15 protein-coding genes are annotated in these 17,320 nt (G+C 75.2%); 7 read left to right on the top strand and 8 right to left on the bottom strand.

From position 1 onward, the window contains the following. Positions 1 to 32: 32 nt before the first annotated feature. From dacB to QSK52_RS30920, 6 genes are all read right to left on the bottom strand, one after another. Positions 33 to 1,628, bottom strand: coding sequence for a D-alanyl-D-alanine carboxypeptidase/D-alanyl-D-alanine endopeptidase (gene dacB / locus QSK52_RS30945; protein WP_285739526.1), 1,596 nt, complete (start codon positions 1,626 to 1,628; stop codon positions 33 to 35). Positions 1,629 to 1,726: 98 nt separating this feature from the next. Continuing rightward, a complete protein-coding gene (locus QSK52_RS30940; protein WP_285739525.1) occupies positions 1,727 to 2,710 on the bottom strand; it encodes a M23 family metallopeptidase in 984 nt (327 codons plus the stop codon). A 57-nt stretch (positions 2,711 to 2,767) separates the two neighbouring features. Then, positions 2,768 to 4,129 carry a GH25 family lysozyme gene (locus tag QSK52_RS30935; RefSeq protein ID WP_285739524.1) on the bottom strand — a complete coding sequence of 454 codons (1,362 nt, stop codon included), beginning with the start codon at positions 4,127 to 4,129 and terminating at the stop codon, positions 2,768 to 2,770. A gap of 315 nt (positions 4,130 to 4,444) precedes the next feature. Then, complete coding sequence (locus QSK52_RS30930; RefSeq protein WP_285739523.1) at positions 4,445 to 6,118, bottom strand: glycoside hydrolase family 3 N-terminal domain-containing protein; 1,674 nt, start codon at positions 6,116 to 6,118, stop codon at positions 4,445 to 4,447. After that, on the bottom strand, positions 6,115 to 6,243 hold the full coding sequence (locus QSK52_RS30925; protein WP_285739522.1) for a hypothetical protein: 129 nt from the start codon (positions 6,241 to 6,243) through the stop codon (positions 6,115 to 6,117). Before QSK52_RS30925 ends, QSK52_RS30930 begins: the two co-directional genes overlap by 4 nt. Further along, the gene (locus QSK52_RS30920; RefSeq protein WP_285739521.1) at positions 6,240 to 7,211 is read right to left on the bottom strand and encodes a GNAT family N-acetyltransferase; all 972 of its coding nucleotides are present in this window, start codon (positions 7,209 to 7,211) and stop codon (positions 6,240 to 6,242) included. Before QSK52_RS30920 ends, QSK52_RS30925 begins: the two co-directional genes overlap by 4 nt. A gap of 123 nt (positions 7,212 to 7,334) precedes the next feature. On the opposite strand from QSK52_RS30920, the gene QSK52_RS30915 reads away from it, so the two are divergent. Both QSK52_RS30915 and QSK52_RS30910 read left to right on the top strand, forming a co-directional pair. Beyond that, complete coding sequence (locus QSK52_RS30915; protein WP_285739520.1) at positions 7,335 to 8,459, top strand: serine hydrolase domain-containing protein; 1,125 nt, start codon at positions 7,335 to 7,337, stop codon at positions 8,457 to 8,459. Positions 8,460 to 8,518: 59 nt separating this feature from the next. Continuing rightward, entirely contained in the window at positions 8,519 to 9,451 is a 933-nt protein-coding gene (locus QSK52_RS30910; protein WP_285739519.1) for a MurR/RpiR family transcriptional regulator, read from the top strand. Positions 9,452 to 9,512: 61 nt separating this feature from the next. Here the strand turns inward: QSK52_RS30910 and QSK52_RS30905 are convergent, their stop codons facing one another. After that, positions 9,513 to 10,424: an N-acetylmuramic acid 6-phosphate etherase gene (locus QSK52_RS30905; protein WP_285739518.1), complete on the bottom strand. Its 912-nt coding sequence runs from the start codon at positions 10,422 to 10,424 to the stop codon at positions 9,513 to 9,515. Positions 10,425 to 10,664: 240 nt separating this feature from the next. On the opposite strand from QSK52_RS30905, the gene QSK52_RS30900 reads away from it, so the two are divergent. Genes QSK52_RS30900 through QSK52_RS30880 form a run of 5 tightly spaced genes read left to right on the top strand, consistent with a single transcriptional unit; the run spans position 10,665 to position 16,481 of the window. Then, positions 10,665 to 12,494 carry an ABC transporter substrate-binding protein gene (locus QSK52_RS30900; protein ID WP_285739517.1) on the top strand — a complete coding sequence of 610 codons (1,830 nt, stop codon included), beginning with the start codon at positions 10,665 to 10,667 and terminating at the stop codon, positions 12,492 to 12,494. A gap of 6 nt (positions 12,495 to 12,500) precedes the next feature. Next, a complete protein-coding gene (locus tag QSK52_RS30895) occupies positions 12,501 to 13,493 on the top strand; it encodes an ABC transporter permease (protein ID WP_285739516.1) in 993 nt (330 codons plus the stop codon). Further along, positions 13,490 to 14,389: an ABC transporter permease gene (locus QSK52_RS30890; protein ID WP_285739515.1), complete on the top strand. Its 900-nt coding sequence runs from the start codon at positions 13,490 to 13,492 to the stop codon at positions 14,387 to 14,389. Before QSK52_RS30895 ends, QSK52_RS30890 begins: the two co-directional genes overlap by 4 nt. After that, positions 14,386 to 15,471, top strand: coding sequence for an ABC transporter ATP-binding protein (locus tag QSK52_RS30885; protein WP_285739514.1), 1,086 nt, complete (start codon positions 14,386 to 14,388; stop codon positions 15,469 to 15,471). The genes QSK52_RS30890 and QSK52_RS30885 overlap by 4 nt, the downstream gene beginning before the upstream one ends. Continuing rightward, complete coding sequence (locus tag QSK52_RS30880) at positions 15,468 to 16,481, top strand: ABC transporter ATP-binding protein (RefSeq protein WP_285739513.1); 1,014 nt, start codon at positions 15,468 to 15,470, stop codon at positions 16,479 to 16,481. The genes QSK52_RS30885 and QSK52_RS30880 overlap by 4 nt, the downstream gene beginning before the upstream one ends. A 173-nt stretch (positions 16,482 to 16,654) precedes the next feature. Here the strand turns inward: QSK52_RS30880 and QSK52_RS30875 are convergent, their stop codons facing one another. Then, positions 16,655 to 17,308, bottom strand: coding sequence for a helix-turn-helix domain-containing protein (locus QSK52_RS30875; RefSeq protein WP_285739512.1), 654 nt, complete (start codon positions 17,306 to 17,308; stop codon positions 16,655 to 16,657). Positions 17,309 to 17,320: the final 12 nt, after the last annotated feature.

Genomic DNA, 17,320 nt, shown 5'->3' with positions numbered 1-17,320 from the left:
TGCTGGTGGGGGCAGGTGCCGGTGCGGGGCGGTCAGTCCCAGCTGCGGCGGTGCCCGCCGGTCGACGGCGCGGCGGGCTCGTCCGGCTGCTCGGCGCTGCCGCGTTCGACCTGGGCGCGCAGCTGCTCGGCCGGTGCGGGGCCCGCCGCGAGCCGGACGGCGATCTGGTCGATGACGGGACGCGGGCCGGCCCCGGCGAAGTCGTTGACCAGGACGGCGAAGACGAGCTTGCGGCCCTCGGGCGAGGTGACGTACCCGGCGAGGGTGTTGACGCCGCTCATCGAGCCGGTCTTGGCGTGGACGTTCCCGGCCGCCGCGGTGCCGCGCATCCGGTTGGCCAGGGTTCCGCCGACCATCCGGTCGGGGTCGCCCGCGACCGGCAGCGCCTCGTACCAGGTCGCGAACCAGGGCCGGGTGCGCGCGTAGGCGAGCAGTGCGGTGTAGCGGTCGGCGGTGACCAGGTCGTAGCGGGACAGGCCGGAGCCGTCCGCCTGACGGCCCGGGGTGGGGTCGAGGCCGTTGCGGTGCAGGAAGTCGGCGATCCGGGCGAGTCCGGCGGGCCAGCTGCCGTCACCGGCGCCGACCCGGCCCATCTCCTTGACCAGGTGCTCCGCGATGCCGTTGTTGCTGAGTTTGAGGAACGGCACGAGCAGGTCGCCCAGCGGCGCCGAGTCGTGGTGGGCCACCTGCCGGGCCCCGGCGGGGGTGGGGGCGGCGACCGGGTCGCCGCCCAGGACGCGGACGCCGTGCCGGGCCAGGGCGGCGGCGAAGACCCGGGCGGTGGCCTGCGCGGGGTCGTCCACGGTGACCCACTCGTCGTCGGGGCCGCCGTCGGCGGGCAGGCTGCCGGAGAGCACGACCTCGCCGGTGCCGTGGCGGCGGGTGACGTCGACGCTGTAGCCGCTGCCCGCCTGGCCGGTGGTGACGCTGCCGGTGATGCGCACGCCGGTGTCGGCGGGGACGACCTGCACGGCGGCGGCCTGGCCGGGCGCGCCCGGGGTGAGGGTGACCTGGAGGGTGCCCAGGTCGTAGTCGGTGTCGCTGGCGACGGTCAGCGCGGAGATCTGCGGGCTGTAGTAGTACGGCTCGTCGTCCCAGGCCCAGCCGCTGCCCAGCGGCACGTCGTCGTAGCGGGAGGCGTCGTAGGCCAGCGAGCCGGTGACCAGGCGCACCCCGCTGTCGGCGACCTGCCGGGCCAGCGCGTCGAGGTCCTGGGCCAGCAGGCTGGGGTCGCCGCCGCCGCGCAGGACGAGGTCGCCGCGCAGGACGCCGGCGTCGCTGCGGCCGGTGGCCAGGACGTCCGTGCCGAAGCGGTGGTCGGCACCGAGCACGTCCAGCGCGGCGGCGGAGGTGACCAGTTTCATGGTGGAGGCGGGCAGCACCAGGTGCCGGGAGTCGTGCGCGTAGAGGACCTCGCCGCTCTCGGCGTCCACCACCTCGACGGCAGCGGTCGCACCGGCCAGCCGCGGGTCGGTCAGCAGCCGGTCGAGGTCGGCGGTGAGCGCGGAGGTGGTGGCGGCGGACGCCGGTGGCGGGGCGCTGCCGCCGGGGGCGAGCACGGCCAGCAGCGCGGCGGTCAGGGCGGCGGCGGTCGGCAGGGCGAGGCGGCGGCGTGGCAGGAGACGCATGGCGGGGTTCCTGTTCGTCGTGACGGGACGTCGAGCGGGAGCGGACGGCGGTGCGGCGGTCGCGGGACCGCCGCACCGCCCGGGCGTGGGCGGTCGGGTCAGTAGAAGCAGCCGGTGGTCGGCAGTGACTGCGGGGACGGCGGGGCGGTGCCGTCCCACAGGGCGGCCAGCATCTGCTGGGGGCAGACCGAGACGCCGCCGCGGAAGATCCCGAAGTGCAGGTGCGGGCCGGTGGTGTTGCCGGTGTTGCCGGTGTAGGCGACGAGTTGACCGGGTGTCACCCGGGTGCCGGTGGCGACCAGGCGGCTGTTGAGGTGGCAGTACTGGTAGGTGACGCCGTCGTCGCCGTCGATGGCCAGGCCGTAGCCGCAGGCGTCGCCGGCGCCGCCGTTCTGGCGCGCGGTGCCGGAGGTGACGGCGAAGGCGTCGGTCCACTCGACGACCGGGATGTCGGCCGCCGGGTAGTCGTGGTGCGGCTGGAGCAGGCTGTCGCGGCCGCCGGAGACGGCGCCCTTGGGCACCACGAAGGCGTAGCCGCCGTGGACGCCGCTCCCGGCGGCCGAGCCGAGCAGGTACTGCCAGGTGGTGGGGCCGACGGTGCTGCCGCCGGTGAGCTGCCGACCGGCCTTGAAGTCGTCCACGGCGGTGGTGGTGGCACCGGCGAACACGCCGTCGGTGGGCACGTCGTAGCCGATCTTCTGGAGCTGGAACTGCACCGCCCGGACGGCGTTGTCCTGGCTGTCCCCGGGAGAGACGGTGACGACCAGCGCGGCCCAGGTGTTCGGGCCGACGATCCCGTCGGCGGTCAGGCCGTTGGCGCTCTGGAAGGAGACGACGGCGCTCCTGGTCTGCGCGTCGAAGTAGCCGCCGGCGACCAGGGTCTGGCCGCGCTGGCGCAGCAGGAACTGCAGGCTGGCGACGTCGTTGCCGCCAGCGCCCTGCGCGAGCACCGGCCAGGCGGGGGCGGCGGCGTGGGCGGGCAGCGCGGTGCCCAGGAGGGTCAGCAGGGCGGCCAGCAGGACGGCGGCGAGGCGTGCCGGGGTGGCGCGCAGCGGGGTGCGTGGGGGGCGGGTGGTGCGCAACGTGGTTTCCTGCCTCTCGGAGGGGGACGGAGGTGGAGGTGCGGCGGGTGGGGGCCGTCAGGAGGCGACCAGGGCCAGCCAGGTCGGTTTGAGCACGCCGCCGTCGGCGGGCAGGCCCTGGGCGGTCTGGTAGGTCTGCGCGGCGCTGCGGGTGCCGGGACCGAACTGGCCGTCCACGGCGAGGGAGGCGCCGTGCGCGTTCAGTCCGACCTGGGCGGCCTTGACGGCGCTGCCCGAGGCGCCCTGGAGCAGCGTGCCGGTGAGGGACTGCCAGGTGGCCGACCCGACGGCGCCGTCGGCGCCGAGTCCGGCGGCGCTCTGGTACGAGGCGACCGCGCTGCGGGTGCCGGGACCGAACTGGCCGTCCACGGTGAGGGAGGCGCCGTGCGCGTTCAGCAGGTGCTGCAGCACGGTGACCCGGGTGCCGCTGTCGCCCTGCTGGGTGAGCGGCCAGGCGGGGGCGGCGGGCGCGGGCGGGGTGGTGGTGCCGGTGCCGAGGGCGAAGGCCCGGAGCTCGGCGGGGGTGCCGTTGAAGACGTCCTGGTCGCCGGGGAAGACGCCCGCGTCGGCGTACTGCCAGATGTGCTGCCCGGTCCAGCCGTTGGGAGTGGGGGCGGCGCTGCCGGTGTAGTTGGCGACGAACAGCGGGTAGGCGGCCGCGGCGGCGGAGTTGCCGGTGCAGGTGCGCCACCAGTCGGTGGTGGTGTACAGGCTGGGGTAGCGGCCGGTGCGGGCCTTGACCTCGTTGCCGAAGTCGAGGATCCAGGCGGTCATCGCCGAGGTGCTCAGCCCGAAGCAGGTGGCGCCGTAGGGGTTGTACTCGATGTCCAGCAGCGGCGGCAGGGTGGTGCCGTCGGCGCTCCATCCGCCGCCGTGGTCGACGAGGAAGTCGGCCTGGGCCTTGCCGCCGGAGCGGTCCGGCAGGGCGAAGTGGTAGGCGCCGCGCAGGAGTCCGGCCGCCGCCGAGCCGTCGTACTGGGAGGAGAAGGTCGGGCTGGTGTAGCTGGTGCCCTCGGTGGCCTTGACGTAGGCGAAGGAGGCCCCGGCGGCGGCGGTGGCGGCCCAGTCGACGTTCGGCTCGTACGCGGCCACGTCGAGGCCGAGCGGTCTGGCACCGGCGGGCAGCGCGGCGGCGGGCGGCGCGGCGAGCGTCCCGGACGGCTGGACGGGGCGGGTCCGGACGGAGTCGGGGGTGGACGGGCGGGCGTCCGTACCGGCGGCGGGGCGGCCGGGGAGGGTGGAGCCCAGGTGGTCGGCGTCGGGGTGGGTGATCGGCCCGGGTGCGCCCGCCGCGGCGGCCGGGGGCTCGGCCGCTGCGGGGGTGGGGGCGCCGAGGGCGGCGGCGCCCAGCGGGAGGAGGAGGGCGGCGGCCAGGACGGCCGACCGGTGGTTCAGGAACGACGGCGCGCTGCGCGGCATGGCTGCTCCTGCGGAGGGTGTGGGGGGCGGGGAGGGGAGTGCACCGGCCCGGGGAACAGTAGTGCGGAAATTGACGCCCCGAGCAAGAGTGGGGGCAAAAAATTTCCTTCCGCGCAACACGCCCGCCCAACCTCAAGGACGCCGGAAAATACCAGTTCTGACGAATCGTCAGACAGCGTCTTCCCTGTTGGGATCGGTGCCGCGGCCGGGCACCCGGCTCCGGGCCCACCGCCGCGGGCCGCACTGGTCCGCTACCGCCCCCGGCAGTGCCGGTTCACGTGCCGACCGTCTCGGACGGAGGTTTCCGACGCACCGTCAGCGCCCCAGGTGGGCGGCCACCGCCTCCGCCGCGGCCTCGGCGCACACCCGCGCCGCGCCGTGCGGGGCCACGTGGAGCCCTCCGCGCGGCGCCGACCGGGGCAGGCCGAACTCCACCAGCACGGCGTCCGGTCGACGGGCGAGCAGCGCGGTGACCGCCGCGTCCATCCAGGCGTGCCGGTGGGCGTTGCGCACCACCAGCACCAGCGGGCGGCCCTCGGCCGCGGCGCAGAGGCGCTCCACGGTGCCGTCGGGGTCGCCCTCCGCCTCCTGCTGGTCCACCTGCCGCGCCTCGGTGCCCGGCAGGAGCGCGGCCAGCGGTCCGGCGAGGCCCCAGGCGGTGACGGTGCCCACCGCGAGGGTCGCCGTCGGCCGGAACTCGGCGACGCAGGGGGCGCCGCGGCCCTGCGGCGGAACGCCGGTGGGCGCCGTCACCGCCAGGGCGCGGCGGGCCGCGAGCAGGCCGAGGGCCGGGGCGCCGCCCGCCGGTTCGGGGCCACCCGCCACCGTCCGACCCTCGGACCCCGGCGCGTCCGACGTGCCCGCGCGGTCCTCACTCGAACTTCCCTCCACCCCAAGGGCGTTCGTCCTCCCCCGGACACCGGTCGTCCCCGCCTCGGTGCCGTCCGCCGTCTCCCCGCGGGCGGCTGCCCGCAGGGCGCGGGCCCAGCGGGCGAAGCCCGCGACCCGGTCGGCAGCCTCGGTGAGGCGCTCCTCGGTCAGCTCACCGGCGCGGACCGCCCGCGCGACGGCACGGCGCAGCGCGTCGTACTCGTCGGCCGCGCCGCGGTCGCCCAGGCAGACCAGGTCGGCCCCGGCCGCCAGGGCCCGCACCGCCGCCCCGGCGTGGCCGTAGCGGTCGGCGACCGCCCGCATCTCGACGGCGTCGGTCACCACCAGTCCGTCGAAGCCGAGCCGGTGGCGGAGCAGGCCGGTGAGGATGTGCGGGCTGACCGTCGCCGGGTGCTCCGGGTCGAGGGCGGGCAGCAGGATGTGCGCGGTCATCACGGCCCGCGCCCCGGCCGCCGCGGCGGCCCGGAACGGCGGCAGGGCGACGCGTTCGAGTGCGGCGAGGTCCGCGCCGACGGTCGGCAGGCCGAGGTGGGAGTCGACCACGGTGTCGCCGTGCCCGGGGAAGTGCTTGGCGCAGGCGGCGGTGCCGCCCTCCTGGAGGCCGCGCACCCAGGCGGCGGTGTGCCGGGCCACCAGCGCCGGGTCGGCGCCGAAGGAGCGCACGCCGATCACCGGGTTGCGCGGGTCGGAGTTGACGTCGGCGTCCGGCGCGTGGTCCAGGTCGATGCCGAGGGCGGCCAGGTCACGGCCGATCGAGCGGGCCACCGCCCGGGTCAGCTCCTCGTCGTCGACGGTGCCCAGCGCCAGGTTGCCGGGCGAGGAGGAGCCGGTGGCCCACTCCAGCCGGGTGACGTCGCCGCCCTCCTCGTCGACGGCGACCAGCACGTCCGGGTTCTCCGCGCGCAACTGGGCCACCAGAGCCCGGGCCTGCGCGCGGCCGTCGGGCGGGGGCGCGAAGTTGCGGCCGAACAGCAGGACGGAGCCGAGTCCGTCGGCCAGGCGGCGACGGATCCAGTCGGGGGCGGTCAGGCCGGTGAAGCCGGGCTGCAGCACGCCGTCGGCGAGCCGCAGCAGGGCCGGGTCCTGCGCCGCGCTCACCGCCCCGCCCCGTCCGTCCCGTCCGCCCGGCCGTCGGCGTCGTGGCGCAGCACCAGCAGCGGTCGGGATCCGGGGAGGGGAACGGCCCGGGCGGCGGAGCGGGGGGCGGCACCGGGGAGGGTCATGAGCGCTGCTCCAGGGGGGAGGCGGGACGGACGGGCACCTGCGGGTCCTTCCGGTAGAGGCGGAACACCCGGTGCAGCCGGGCTCCGACCGTGCGGGCGTAGAAGCGGTACGGGGCGATCCAGGCGATCTCGGACTCGGTGAGGCCCGCCTCGCGCTGGTCGCGCAGGCAGCGGCGCAGCAGGACGGCCCCGACGCCGCGGCCGCGCTGGGACTCGGCGGTGCCCATCGGCCCGAACCAGGTGTCGCGGTTGACGCCGTGGCAGGCGAAGCCGACGAACTCCTCGACGGCGCCCTCGCCCCGCACCGCGACGTGGCAGCGCGGCGGCTCGTGGGCGAGCGCGGTGGCGGCCTCCTCGGCCCAACTGCCGCCCCAGCCGCGCATCCAGGCGAGGAAGCGGGGGGCGTCCTCGGGCCGGGCCCGGCGCACCCGCACGCCGAGGGCGGCGAGCCGCCGTTCGTCCTCGGTGGTGGCCAGGTCGGCCTCGGCCAGGTCGGTGAGCATGTTGAACGCGTCGGCGGTGTGCTCGTACCCGGCGGACTCCACCAGGCACACGGCGGGGGTGTAGCGGATGTCGAGTCCGGGCCAGGCGTAGTGCGGCGGGGTGCCGCGGACGACCAGGCGGGTGGCCCCGGCCGCCAGCAGGCGTTCCTCGACGGCGGCCAGCAGGGCGCGGCCGTGGCCCCGGCCGCGGTGCCCGGGGGCGACCGCGAGCAGCGTGGTGTGTCCGGCCCGGGGCCTCGCGTCACCGGTCGGCGGAGCGAGTCGCCCCAGTGCGATGCCGGTGACGACGCCGTCGGCCTCGGTGACGACCCGCAACTCCGGGCGGTCCGCCGTGAGGTCCCACAGCAGCGTCAACACCCTTGCAGCATCCGGGTCGTGGACGAGCGACGCGATCACGATCCGTTGCAGGTCCGGGAGGTCGTCATGGCGCGCGGTGCGCAGCGGGGGCCGGTCGGCTTCCCTCATACTGTCCGCCCCATCTGTTGCTTGATAACATGATTGAGCTTCGAATCGGTGAAAAGCTACCAACGATCGCCCTGGGCCACCAGACCTGGCGGCCCAGGCGCGCCCGGCAGACGGAGGAGACCCGTGAGGCCCACCCGCCCCACCGCCGGGGAAACCGGACATCCGGCCCGCGCCGCCGCGGCGGCCGCGCTCGTCGCGGCCGCCGTCGACTCCGGCGGCCTGCCGGGAGCGGTGCTCGCCACCGGCTGGGGCGCGGAGGGCGAACCGCTGGTGCACGCCTTCGGCCGCACGGCGGTGACCGGCCCGGCCGTCCCGGTCACCGCCGACACGGTCTACGACCTCGCCTCGCTGACCAAGGTCACGGCCACCCTGCCCGCCGTGCTGCGGCTGGCCGACACCGGAGCACTGGGCCTGGACGACCCGGTCCGGCGCCACCTGCCGGGGTTCACCGGGGCGGGCAAGGACGCGGTGACGGTGCGTCAGCTGCTCACCCACACCTCGGGCCTGCCCCCGCACCGGCCGTTGCACGAACGGCCCGGGCGGCCCGCCGGCCGGCTGGCCGCCGCCCTGGCCGAACCGCTCGTCACCGCACCCGGCACCGCGGTCGCCTACTCCGACCTGGGGTTCGTCGCGCTGGGCGAGGTCGTCCGCGCGGTGGCCGGGGCTCCGCTGGACCGGGCCGTGCGGGAGCTGGTACTGGACCCGCTCGGTCTGGCGGACACCCGCTACCGGCCGCCCGCCGGCTGGCGCGGGCGCACCGCCGCCACCGAGCCCCGGCCCGACGGGAGCGTCCCGGTCGGGACGGTGCACGACGAGAACGCGGCGTCGCTGGGCGGGGTGTGCGGCCACGCCGGCCTGTTCGGCACCGCCGGTGACCTGGCCCGCTACCTGCAGCGCGGCTGGCTGGCCGCCGACTCGCCGATCCTCTCCCCGAAGGTCCGCGCCGAGGCGCTGCGCTGCCACACCGAGGGGCTGGGCGGCCGCCGGGGCCTGGGCTGGACGCTGCGCGGCGACCGCTGGGACCACCTGGCGCGGTACTGGCCGTCCGACGGCGCCGGACACACCGGCTTCACCGGCACCAGCGTGGCCCTCGCCCCGTCCGGCGGCCCGTGGGCGGTGCTGCTGACCAACGGCGTCCACCTCGGCCGGGACGCCTCGGTGGTCGTGGCGCTGCGGCGGGCGGTCTGCGAGGCTCTGACGGATCCGGATCCCGGTCCGCGGACCCCGACCGGCGCCCGACCCGCCTGACCCCGCCCGCACCGGACCCGCTCCCCCGCCATCCCCACCATCCCCGCAAAGGAACCCCCGTGACAGCAGCCGACGGAACCCGACCGAAGCGCAGGTCCGCCGCCCGCCCCGCCGCCCCCGCGCCCAGCGGCCCGCCGCAGACGGTGCTCGTCCAGATCCGGGCGCTGCTGCCCTCGCTGGCGCCCGCCGAGCGCCGGGTCGCCGAGGCCGCGCTCGCCGATCCGGCGAACGTGGCGGCGCAGACCATCAGCGAGCTGGCCGCCGAGTGCCGCACCTCGGAGACCACCGTGATGCGGTTCTGCCGCACGCTCGGCCTCAAGGGGTACCCGGACCTGCGGATCGGCCTGGCCTCGGCGGCCAGCGTCGAGGAGAGCAGCGCCGGTTGGAGCGCGGTCGGCGCGGACATCGGCCCGCGCGACTCGCTGGCCGACATCGTCGCCAAGCTCGGTTTCGCCGACGCCCGCGCGGTCGAGGACACCGTCGGCCAGCTCGACCTGCACGCCCTCAAGCGGGCGGTGGACGCGGTCTCCTCGGCCGACGGCATAGACGTGTACGGGGTGGGGGCGAGCGGCCTGGTCGCCCTGGACCTGCAGCAGAAGCTGCACCGGATCGGCCGCCGGGTCAACGCCTGGGTGGACCCGCACATCGCGCTGACCTCGGCGGCGCTGCTGCGCGGCGGCGACGTGGCGATCGGGGTGTCGCACACCGGCGACACCGCGGCCACCGTCGAGGTCCTCGCGGAGGCCCGGCGCAACGGGGCCACCACGCTGGCGATCACCAACTTCCCGCGGTCGGAGATCACCGAGCACGCCGACCACGTGCTGACCACGGCGGTGCGCGAGACCACCTTCCGCTCCGGTGCGATGGCCAGCCGGATCGCCGCACTGACGGTCGTGGACTGCCTGTTCGTCGGGGTGGCCCAGCGCCACCGGGCCCGCACGCTGAAGGCCCTGGAGCGCACCTACACGGCGGTGCGCAACCACCGCCTCTAGCCACGGTGCCCGCGGCGGGCCGGGCCCGGGGCCGCTCCGCCGCGGACGCACCCGGCCCGCGTCAGATCGGCTGCGCCTCCAGGGCGTCGGCCACCCGCCCGCGGGCGGCGGCCAGGCGGCGGCGGCCCTCCTCGGGCGCGCAGGGGGCCAGCAGGCAGACCAGGGCCGTCTTCAGCTCGCCGTCCGCCCCGGCGAGCGCGTGCGCGCAGCGCTCCTCGCCGAGCCCGGTGGCCTCCATCAGGATGGTCACCAGGCGGCCGCGCAGCTTGGCGTTGCTGGCGGAGACGTCCACCATCAGGTTGGAGTAGGTGCGCCCCAGCGCGACCATCACGGCGGTGGAGAGGCCGTTGAGGACGAGTTTGTGGGCGCTGGCGGCCTTGAGCCGGGTGGAGCCGGCGATCGCCTCGGGGCCGGTGTCGACGGCGATGTGCACGTCGGCCAGGTGCGCGAGCGGCGCGCCGGGGTTGGCGCTGACCAGGGCGGTGAACGCCCCGGCGGCCCGGGCGGCGGCCAGCGCGCCCGCCACGTAGGGGGTGCGGCCGCTGGCGGCGACGCCCACCGCCACGTCGCCCGGCCCGACGTCGGCGGCGTCGGCGGCGCCGAGTTCCTCGCTGTCCTCGCTGCCCTCGACGGCGGTGACCATTGCGGCCGGGCCGCCCGCGTGGTGGGCGACGACGGTGCCGGGCGGCAGCGAGAAGGTGGGGCCGAGCTCCGCCGCGTCGACCACGGCGGTGCGTCCGGAGGTGCCCGCGCCGAAGTAGTGCAACCGGCCGCCGGCGCGCAGCCGTTCGGTCGTGGTCTCCACCACGACCGCGAGCCGGGGCAGCACCTCGGCCACGGCCGCGGGGACGAGGGCGTCCTCGGCGTTGAGCAGCCGCAGGACGTCGAGCGGGTCGGCCCGGTCGATGCCGAGGGTGCGGGGGTTGCGCCGCTCGGTGGGCGACACGACGCGGACGGAACGGCTCGGGGTCATCGGGTGTCCTCTCGGTTTCTGTCATCGTCCTGCCCGATACGTTGTTTTGCAACATCGCGTGTCGCCGCTTTCGTTGCTTTGCACCTAACTGGGCGTCAACAACCCCCAGCTCCGGGCTAGTCGCCGAGTTACGAACTTCAAACCTCTCGCGTAACTCATTGACTAAAGCGGGCAGGGGCTCCTACGGTCGGCGCACTGCAGCTGCGCCCTCACGCACCGGTTGATCGGAGTCCCGCTCCCATGAACAACGCCAGACGCGCCGCCCTCCCCCTCGCGGCCGCCCTCCTGCTCGGCACCACCGCGGCCTGCTCCCCCGGCGCGGGATCCTCGGACTCCGCCGGGGGCGGAACGTTCACCACCATCGACGGCAACCACCCGATCTCGGCCGGCGCCCCGATGAACCCGTTCAACGCCGCGGGCAACACCTTCCTCGGCTACGACACCATGCAGTTGGGCTTCACCAAGAAGAACCCGCAGGACCCGAACGACTTCTTCCCCGGCCTGGCCAGGAGCTGGAAGGTCACCGACAGCTCGATCACGGTCGAGCTGGAGCCCGACGCGAAGTGGTCGGACGGCACGCCCGTCACCGGCGAGGACGTCAGGGCCTCGATGGCCATCGCGCTCACCCAGGGCTCGGCCACCGTCGGGGCCGGCCTGCTCACCCAGGGCCTGGACGTCGCGGAGGTGAAGGAGACCGCGCCGCACACCTTCGAGATCAGCCAGGTGCCCGGGGCGAAGAACGTCCAGTTCCCGCGCCTGGTGCTCACCCAGAAGATCGTCCCCGCCTCGGTGTACGGCTCCCTGCTGCCCGCCGACGTGTGGGACGTGATCCACGCCAGCCAGAGCGCCGACCCCGGGCGGGCCGACGCCGCGAAGGCGGCCGTCGACAGGCTCAACGAGATCGGCAAGAAGGTCTCCGCGTTCGCCCCCGCCAAGGACGTCTCGGCCGGCCCGTTCGTCATCACCCGGGTCAACCCGGGTTCCGCGGTCCTCGACCGCAACCCGCACTTCTTCGCCGCGGGCAAGATCGGCCCGAAGCAGGTGGTGGTGCGCAACTACACCGGCAACGAGCAGATCTGGAGCTACATGACCAACGGCGAGCTGGACGCCGCGCCGTTCACCGCCATCCCCGACAACGTGCTCCAGCGCATCCTGAAGGCGGGCAACCGGCGCGTCGACGCCGTCAACTACGTGGATGCGGCGATCGCCTTCAACCAGGGCGTCGCCCCGTTCGACAAGGTGGAGGTCCGCCAGGCGCTCGCGCACGTCATCGACCGCGAGGCCGTCACCAAGGTCGGCCAGCCGGTCGGTGGCACCGCGTCGAAGGCCACCACCGGCCTGATCGACAAGGTCGCCGAGAAGTGGCTCACCCCCGAGCAGCAGGCCGCGCTCGACCCGTACCGGCACGACGAGGCCAAGGCCGCCGAGTTGCTCCAGCGGGCCGGGCTCACCAAGAAGGACGGCACCTGGCACCTGCCCGACGGCACGCCGTGGACCCTCACCCTGCAGACCGTCAACGGCTTCAGCGACTGGATCGCCGGCGGCACCGTCGTCGCCAACCAGCTGACCGCCTTCGGCATCCCGACCAAGACCGCGCTGACCGCCGACTTCAGCACCTACAAGAAGGAGATGGCGGACGGCAAGTACCCGGTCGGCTTCTGGCTGACCGCGCTGGGCCCCGGCACCGACGCCGCCTTCCAGCGCCTGTACGGCGCGGACGACGGCTTCACCGCGATCGGCGCCACCGTCACCCACAAGTCCGGCCAGGGCTCGGGCAACTGGCTCAACACCCCGACCTCCTTCACCCTGGACGGCGCCACCGTCAACCCCGGCGAGCTGACCGCGAAGCTGACCGTCCTGAAGCCGGAGGAGCAGAAGGAGATCGTCCAGCAGCTGGCCCGGCTCTCCAACCAGCAGCTGCCGGTGATCCAGGTCTGGGACTACACCAACGTGCAGTTCGTGAACGACAAGCGGTTCACCGATTTCCCGAAGTCCGGCCAGGACGGCCTGCTGAGCAACTCGCCGGGCGTCTGGATGATGCAGGGCTACGTCCAGCCCAAGAAGAAGTAGCCGCGGATGAAGGGCTTCCTCCTCCGGCTGGCGGCCAAGCTGGCCGCCGGCCTGGTGATGGTGTTCACCGTAGCCACCTTCACCTTCTTCCTCGTCCACGCCCTGCCGGGCAACCCCGGCGACGCCGCCTACGAGGGGTACGTGCTGGGCGGCATGCCGCCCGAACTGGCCCGGGCCAAGGTCTCCGTGGTGTACGGGTTCACCTCGCACGAGCCGCTGGTGGACCAGTACCTGGGCTACCTGGGGCAGTTGCTGCACGGCAACCTGGGGGTGTCGATCTCCTACAGCGGCGTCCCGGTCGCGGACGTGATCCGCGCGGCCGTGCCCTGGACGGTGCTGCCGGTGCTGTCCGGGCTGCTGCTCAGCTTCCTGGTCGGCTGCACCGCCGGTGTGGTCGCCGCCCTGCGGCGCAACTCCCGCAGCGGGAGCCTGCTCTCGCTGTCCGGCTCGCTGATGGCGGGCGTGCCGTCCTTCGTGCTGGCCCTGCTGCTGGCCTTCCTGTTCCACACCCTGTGGAACGTGCTGCCCTACGGCGACACCAGCGACGTGACCATCGCCCCCGGCTTCACCGCCGAGTACCTCGGCTCGGTCGCCACCCACGCCGTGCTGCCGGTGGCCACCTACGCGCTGCTCGGCTACGGCGGCTGGCTGCTGACCATGAAGTCCAGCGTGGCCTCCGTCCTCGGCGACGACTTCATCCTGGCCGCCGAACTGCGCGGCATCGCCCCGGCCACCCGGATGCGCTACGTCGGCCGCAACGCCGTGCTGCCGCTGTTCACCACGCTCGCCCTGTCGGTCGGCCACATGTTCGCCGGCTCGGTGCTGATCGAGGACGTCTTCGACTACCCGGGCCTGGGCAACCTGCTGCTCAAGAGCATCGGCAACCGGGACTACCCGCTGATGGGCGGCGCCTTCCTGCTGATCACGGTGACCATCGTGGTCGCCAACATCCTCGCCGAGCTGCTGTACTCGGTGATCGACCCCCGGGTGAGGCGATGACCGTGACCTTCCCGTCCGTTCCCGCCGCCCCGCGCCCGTCCTCCCGCCGCGCCCGGACCCTGCGGGTGCTGACCCGCCGCCCCGGCCGGGTCGTCGGCCTGGGCATCATCGTGCTGTTCGCCCTGCTGGCCGCCTTCGGGCCGCTGCTGTACCCCGGGACGATCGCCGTCGACCCGGAGGCGGTCTACGCCCCGCCCAGCGCCGAGCACTGGCTCGGCACCGACTTCGCCGGCTCCGACGTGCTCCAGGAGGTGGTGGTCGGCGCCCGCTACGTGCTGCTGACCGCGGCGGTCGCGGCGCTGGTCGCCGCCGCCGTCGGCACCCTGGTGGGCCTGGTCGCGGGCTTCCGGCGCGGCCTGGCGGACTCCGGCCTGATGCGGCTGACCGACTTCGTCCTGACCCTGCCCGGCCTGCCGCTGCTGATCGTGCTGTCCACGCTGTGGAGCTTCGGCAGCGCGTTCCAGATGGGCCTGGTGCTGGGCGCCACCGGCTGGGGCGGCGTCGCCCGCGCGGTGCGCGCGCAGACCCTGTCGCTGCGCGAGCGCGGCTTCCTGGAGGCCGCCCGCGGCCTGGGACTGCCGCAACGGCACATCCTGCTGCGCGAGTTGCTGCCGAACATCGCCCCGTACGTCGCGATGAACCTGCTGCTGTCGGTGATCGGCTTCATCGGGGCCGAGGTCGCGCTGTTCTTCCTCGGCGTCGTGCCGTTCTCCAGCGAGAACTGGGGCGTGATGCTCAACCAGGCGGTCTTCTCCGGCGGCGTGATGAGCAGTCCCGAGGCGCTGACGTACCTGCTGGCCCCGCTGACCTGCATCCTGCTCATCACCCTCGGCATCGTCCTGTTCATGGACGCCGTCGACGAACTGTTCAACCCGAGACTGCGGGAGCGGTCATGACCGATCCGACGCCGCACCACGACGGGGCCGCGACGGCCGGGGCCCGCCCGGCCGAGGTCGCGATCCGCGACCTGACCGTCGTCTACCGCACCGAGCACGGCGACCTGCCCGCCGTCTCGCACGCCTCGCTGGAGCTGCGGGCAGGTGAGATCACCGGCCTGGTCGGCGAGTCCGGCTCCGGCAAGTCCACCCTGGCGCTCTCCCTGCTCAACGCCGTCCCCGCCCCGGGCCGGATCACCTCCGGCAGCGTCGAGGTGGCGGGCGTCGGCGACGTCACCCGGCTGACCGGGCGACGGCTGCGCCGCGCCCGGGGCGGCGCGCTCGGCTACGTCTTCCAGGCCTCGCAGAACTCGCTCAACCCGCTGAAGACCGTGGGGAAGCAGCTGCTGGACCTCGGCCGCTCCCACGAGGTCGAGGACCTGCGCGCCCTGGTGCGCCGGGCCAGGGAGCTGTGCGAGCGGATGGGGCTGGACGCCGACCGGGTGCTGGACTCCTACCAGCACGAGCTGTCCGGCGGCATGCGCCAGCGCGTGGGCATCGTGCTCGCGCTGGTCCTCAACGCCGAGGTGCTGGTCCTGGACGAGCCGACCACCGCGCTCGACATGATCTCCCAGGCCGCGGTGCTCGACATCGTGCGCAGCGTGCACCGGGAGAACGGGCTCGCCACCCTCGTGGTCACCCACGACATGGGGGTGGTCTCCGAGATCGCCGACCGGCTCGCGGTCATGTACGGCGGGCGGATCGTGGAGCACGGCCCCGCCGGGGAACTGCTCCGGCGGCCCTCGCACCCGTACACCCGGGCCCTGATCGGCGCCACCGCCCGCATCGTCGGCGACACCCGCCTCGCCCGGGCGCTGCCCGGGCAGCCGCCGGACCTCACCACCCTCGCCCGGCGGGGCTGCGTCTTCCGGGACCGCTGCCCGCTGGCGATGCCGGTGTGCGAGGAGAGCGACCCCGCCCTGTCCGAGTGGACCCCGGGCCGGTTCCGGGCCTGCCACGCGGACCCGGTGGGCCGGGCCCCCGCGCCCGCCGCCGTGCCCGCGCCCCGGGCCCAGGACGACCCGACCGGAGGACGGCCGTGATCGAGGCCAGGAACATCACCCGCACCTACACCGGCCGCGGCGCCTTCACCGGCACCCGCACGGTACACGCCCTGCGCGGCGTCGACTTCACCCTGCCCAGGGGCGGCGCCGTCTCCTTCATCGGCGAGTCCGGCTGCGGCAAGACCACCCTGGGCAAGATCCTCACCGGGCTGGAGAGCTTCGACGGCGGCGAACTGCTGGTCGACGGCACCGACCTGTCGAAGCTGTCGGCGCGGAGGCGCGCACCGTACTTCCGGCGGATCCAGCTGATCCACCAGGACCCGTACTCGGCGCTCAACCCGACCCGGGACGTCGGCCAGATCCTGGGCGACCCGCTGCGGATGCGCGCCCGGGAGACCGGCGCCACCCGCACGCAGCAGCGCGAGCGCGCCGCCGAGCTCCTGGAGCTGGTCGGCCTGCGCCCCGGCACACTGGCCAAGTACCCGCACCAGCTCTCCGGCGGGCAGCGCCAGCGGGTCGTCATCGCCCGGGCGCTGACCGTGGACCCGGAGGCGCTGGTCGCGGACGAGTCGGTGTCGATGATCGACGTGTCGATGCGGCTGGGCGTGCTGTCCCTGTTGCGGGACCTGCGCGAGCGGCTCGGCATCTCGCTGCTGTTCATCACCCACGACGTGGCCACCGCCCGCTACCTCGGCGAGGGCGGCGAACTGCACGTCATCTACCGCGGCCAGGTCATCGAACGCGGCCCCACCGACTCCGTCGTGCAGCAGCCCGTGCACCCCTACACCCAGTGCCTGCTGTCGGCGGTCCCGGTGCTGCGCGGCCTGGAGGAACCGGGGCCCGACCGGCTGGTGCCGCTCGCCGCCCTGGACGAGCGGGTGGCCACCCCGGGCTGCCTGTTCGCCCCGCGCTGCCCCTTCGCGACCGACGGGTGCGCCGACGGGCGGCCCGGGCTCACCGCGCTCCCGGCCGACGGGGCGCACCGGCACGCCTGCCTGCACCCGCGGGCGCGCCGGGTGGTGGCCACCGAGGCCGCGGCGGTGCACTGACGCGCCGTCGGGCCTGGACCTGATGTCGCGGGCCCGGGCCCGGGGCTCGACGATTCGTCGATCGTCCGGGCCGCGGCGGTGCTCGTACCGTGGCGGACGTGGAACTTCCCGTGCAGGACGGTCGGCCGGTTCCGGCGGGCCGGGCCCGCCGGGGACGCGGTCCGGCCCGCGGCTCAGGGTCGCCGCGGACCCGCCGCGGACGCGGCCGGACCGGCCACGACCAGCAGGTAGCGTCCGTCCGGGCCGAGCGCGGCCAGGCGGTGCGCGACGCCCGCGTCGTAGTGCAGCGCCTCACCGGCCTCCAGTTCGAAGCGGTCGCCGCCGACCTCGGCGGCGACCCGCCCGGCGAGCACCACGCACAGCTCCTCGCCCGGGTGGGCGGTGGGGAAGGCGTGGTGGGCCGGGGTGCCCTCGGCGAGCACCGCCTCGAAGCGGCGCGCCCCGACCGGGGTCAGCGGGAAGGTCCGCCCCTCCCCGGGCGGCCACGCCCGGGGCTCGCGGCGCGGACGGTGCACGACCTCGGCGGACGGGGACGGCGTCCCGGGCGGCCGGGCCGCCGCGGGGGCGCCGCCCAGCAGCACCGACAGCGGGGTCTGCACCGCCTCGGCGATCCGCTCCAGGGTGCGCAGCGTGGGGTTGGCGTCACCGGCCTCCAGGCGGCTGAGGAAGCTGCGCGACAGGCCGCTGCGCTGCGCCACCCCGTCCAGGGTGAGCTGCAGGCGGGTGCGGGCCGCGTGCAGCCGCTCGCCGAGGCGGGCCGCCGCGCCGTCCTCGCGCGCACCGGCCGTGCCCGCCCTGCCGTCCGCCGCGTCCCGACCCGTTCCCACCGTCTCCCCCGT

This window comes from Kitasatospora phosalacinea (assembly GCF_030268885.1).
Lineage (GTDB): Bacteria > Actinomycetota > Actinomycetes > Streptomycetales > Streptomycetaceae > Kitasatospora > Kitasatospora phosalacinea_C.
Note: the sequence above shows the minus strand (reverse complement) of the source record. Positions and strands in the feature narration are given on the sequence as shown.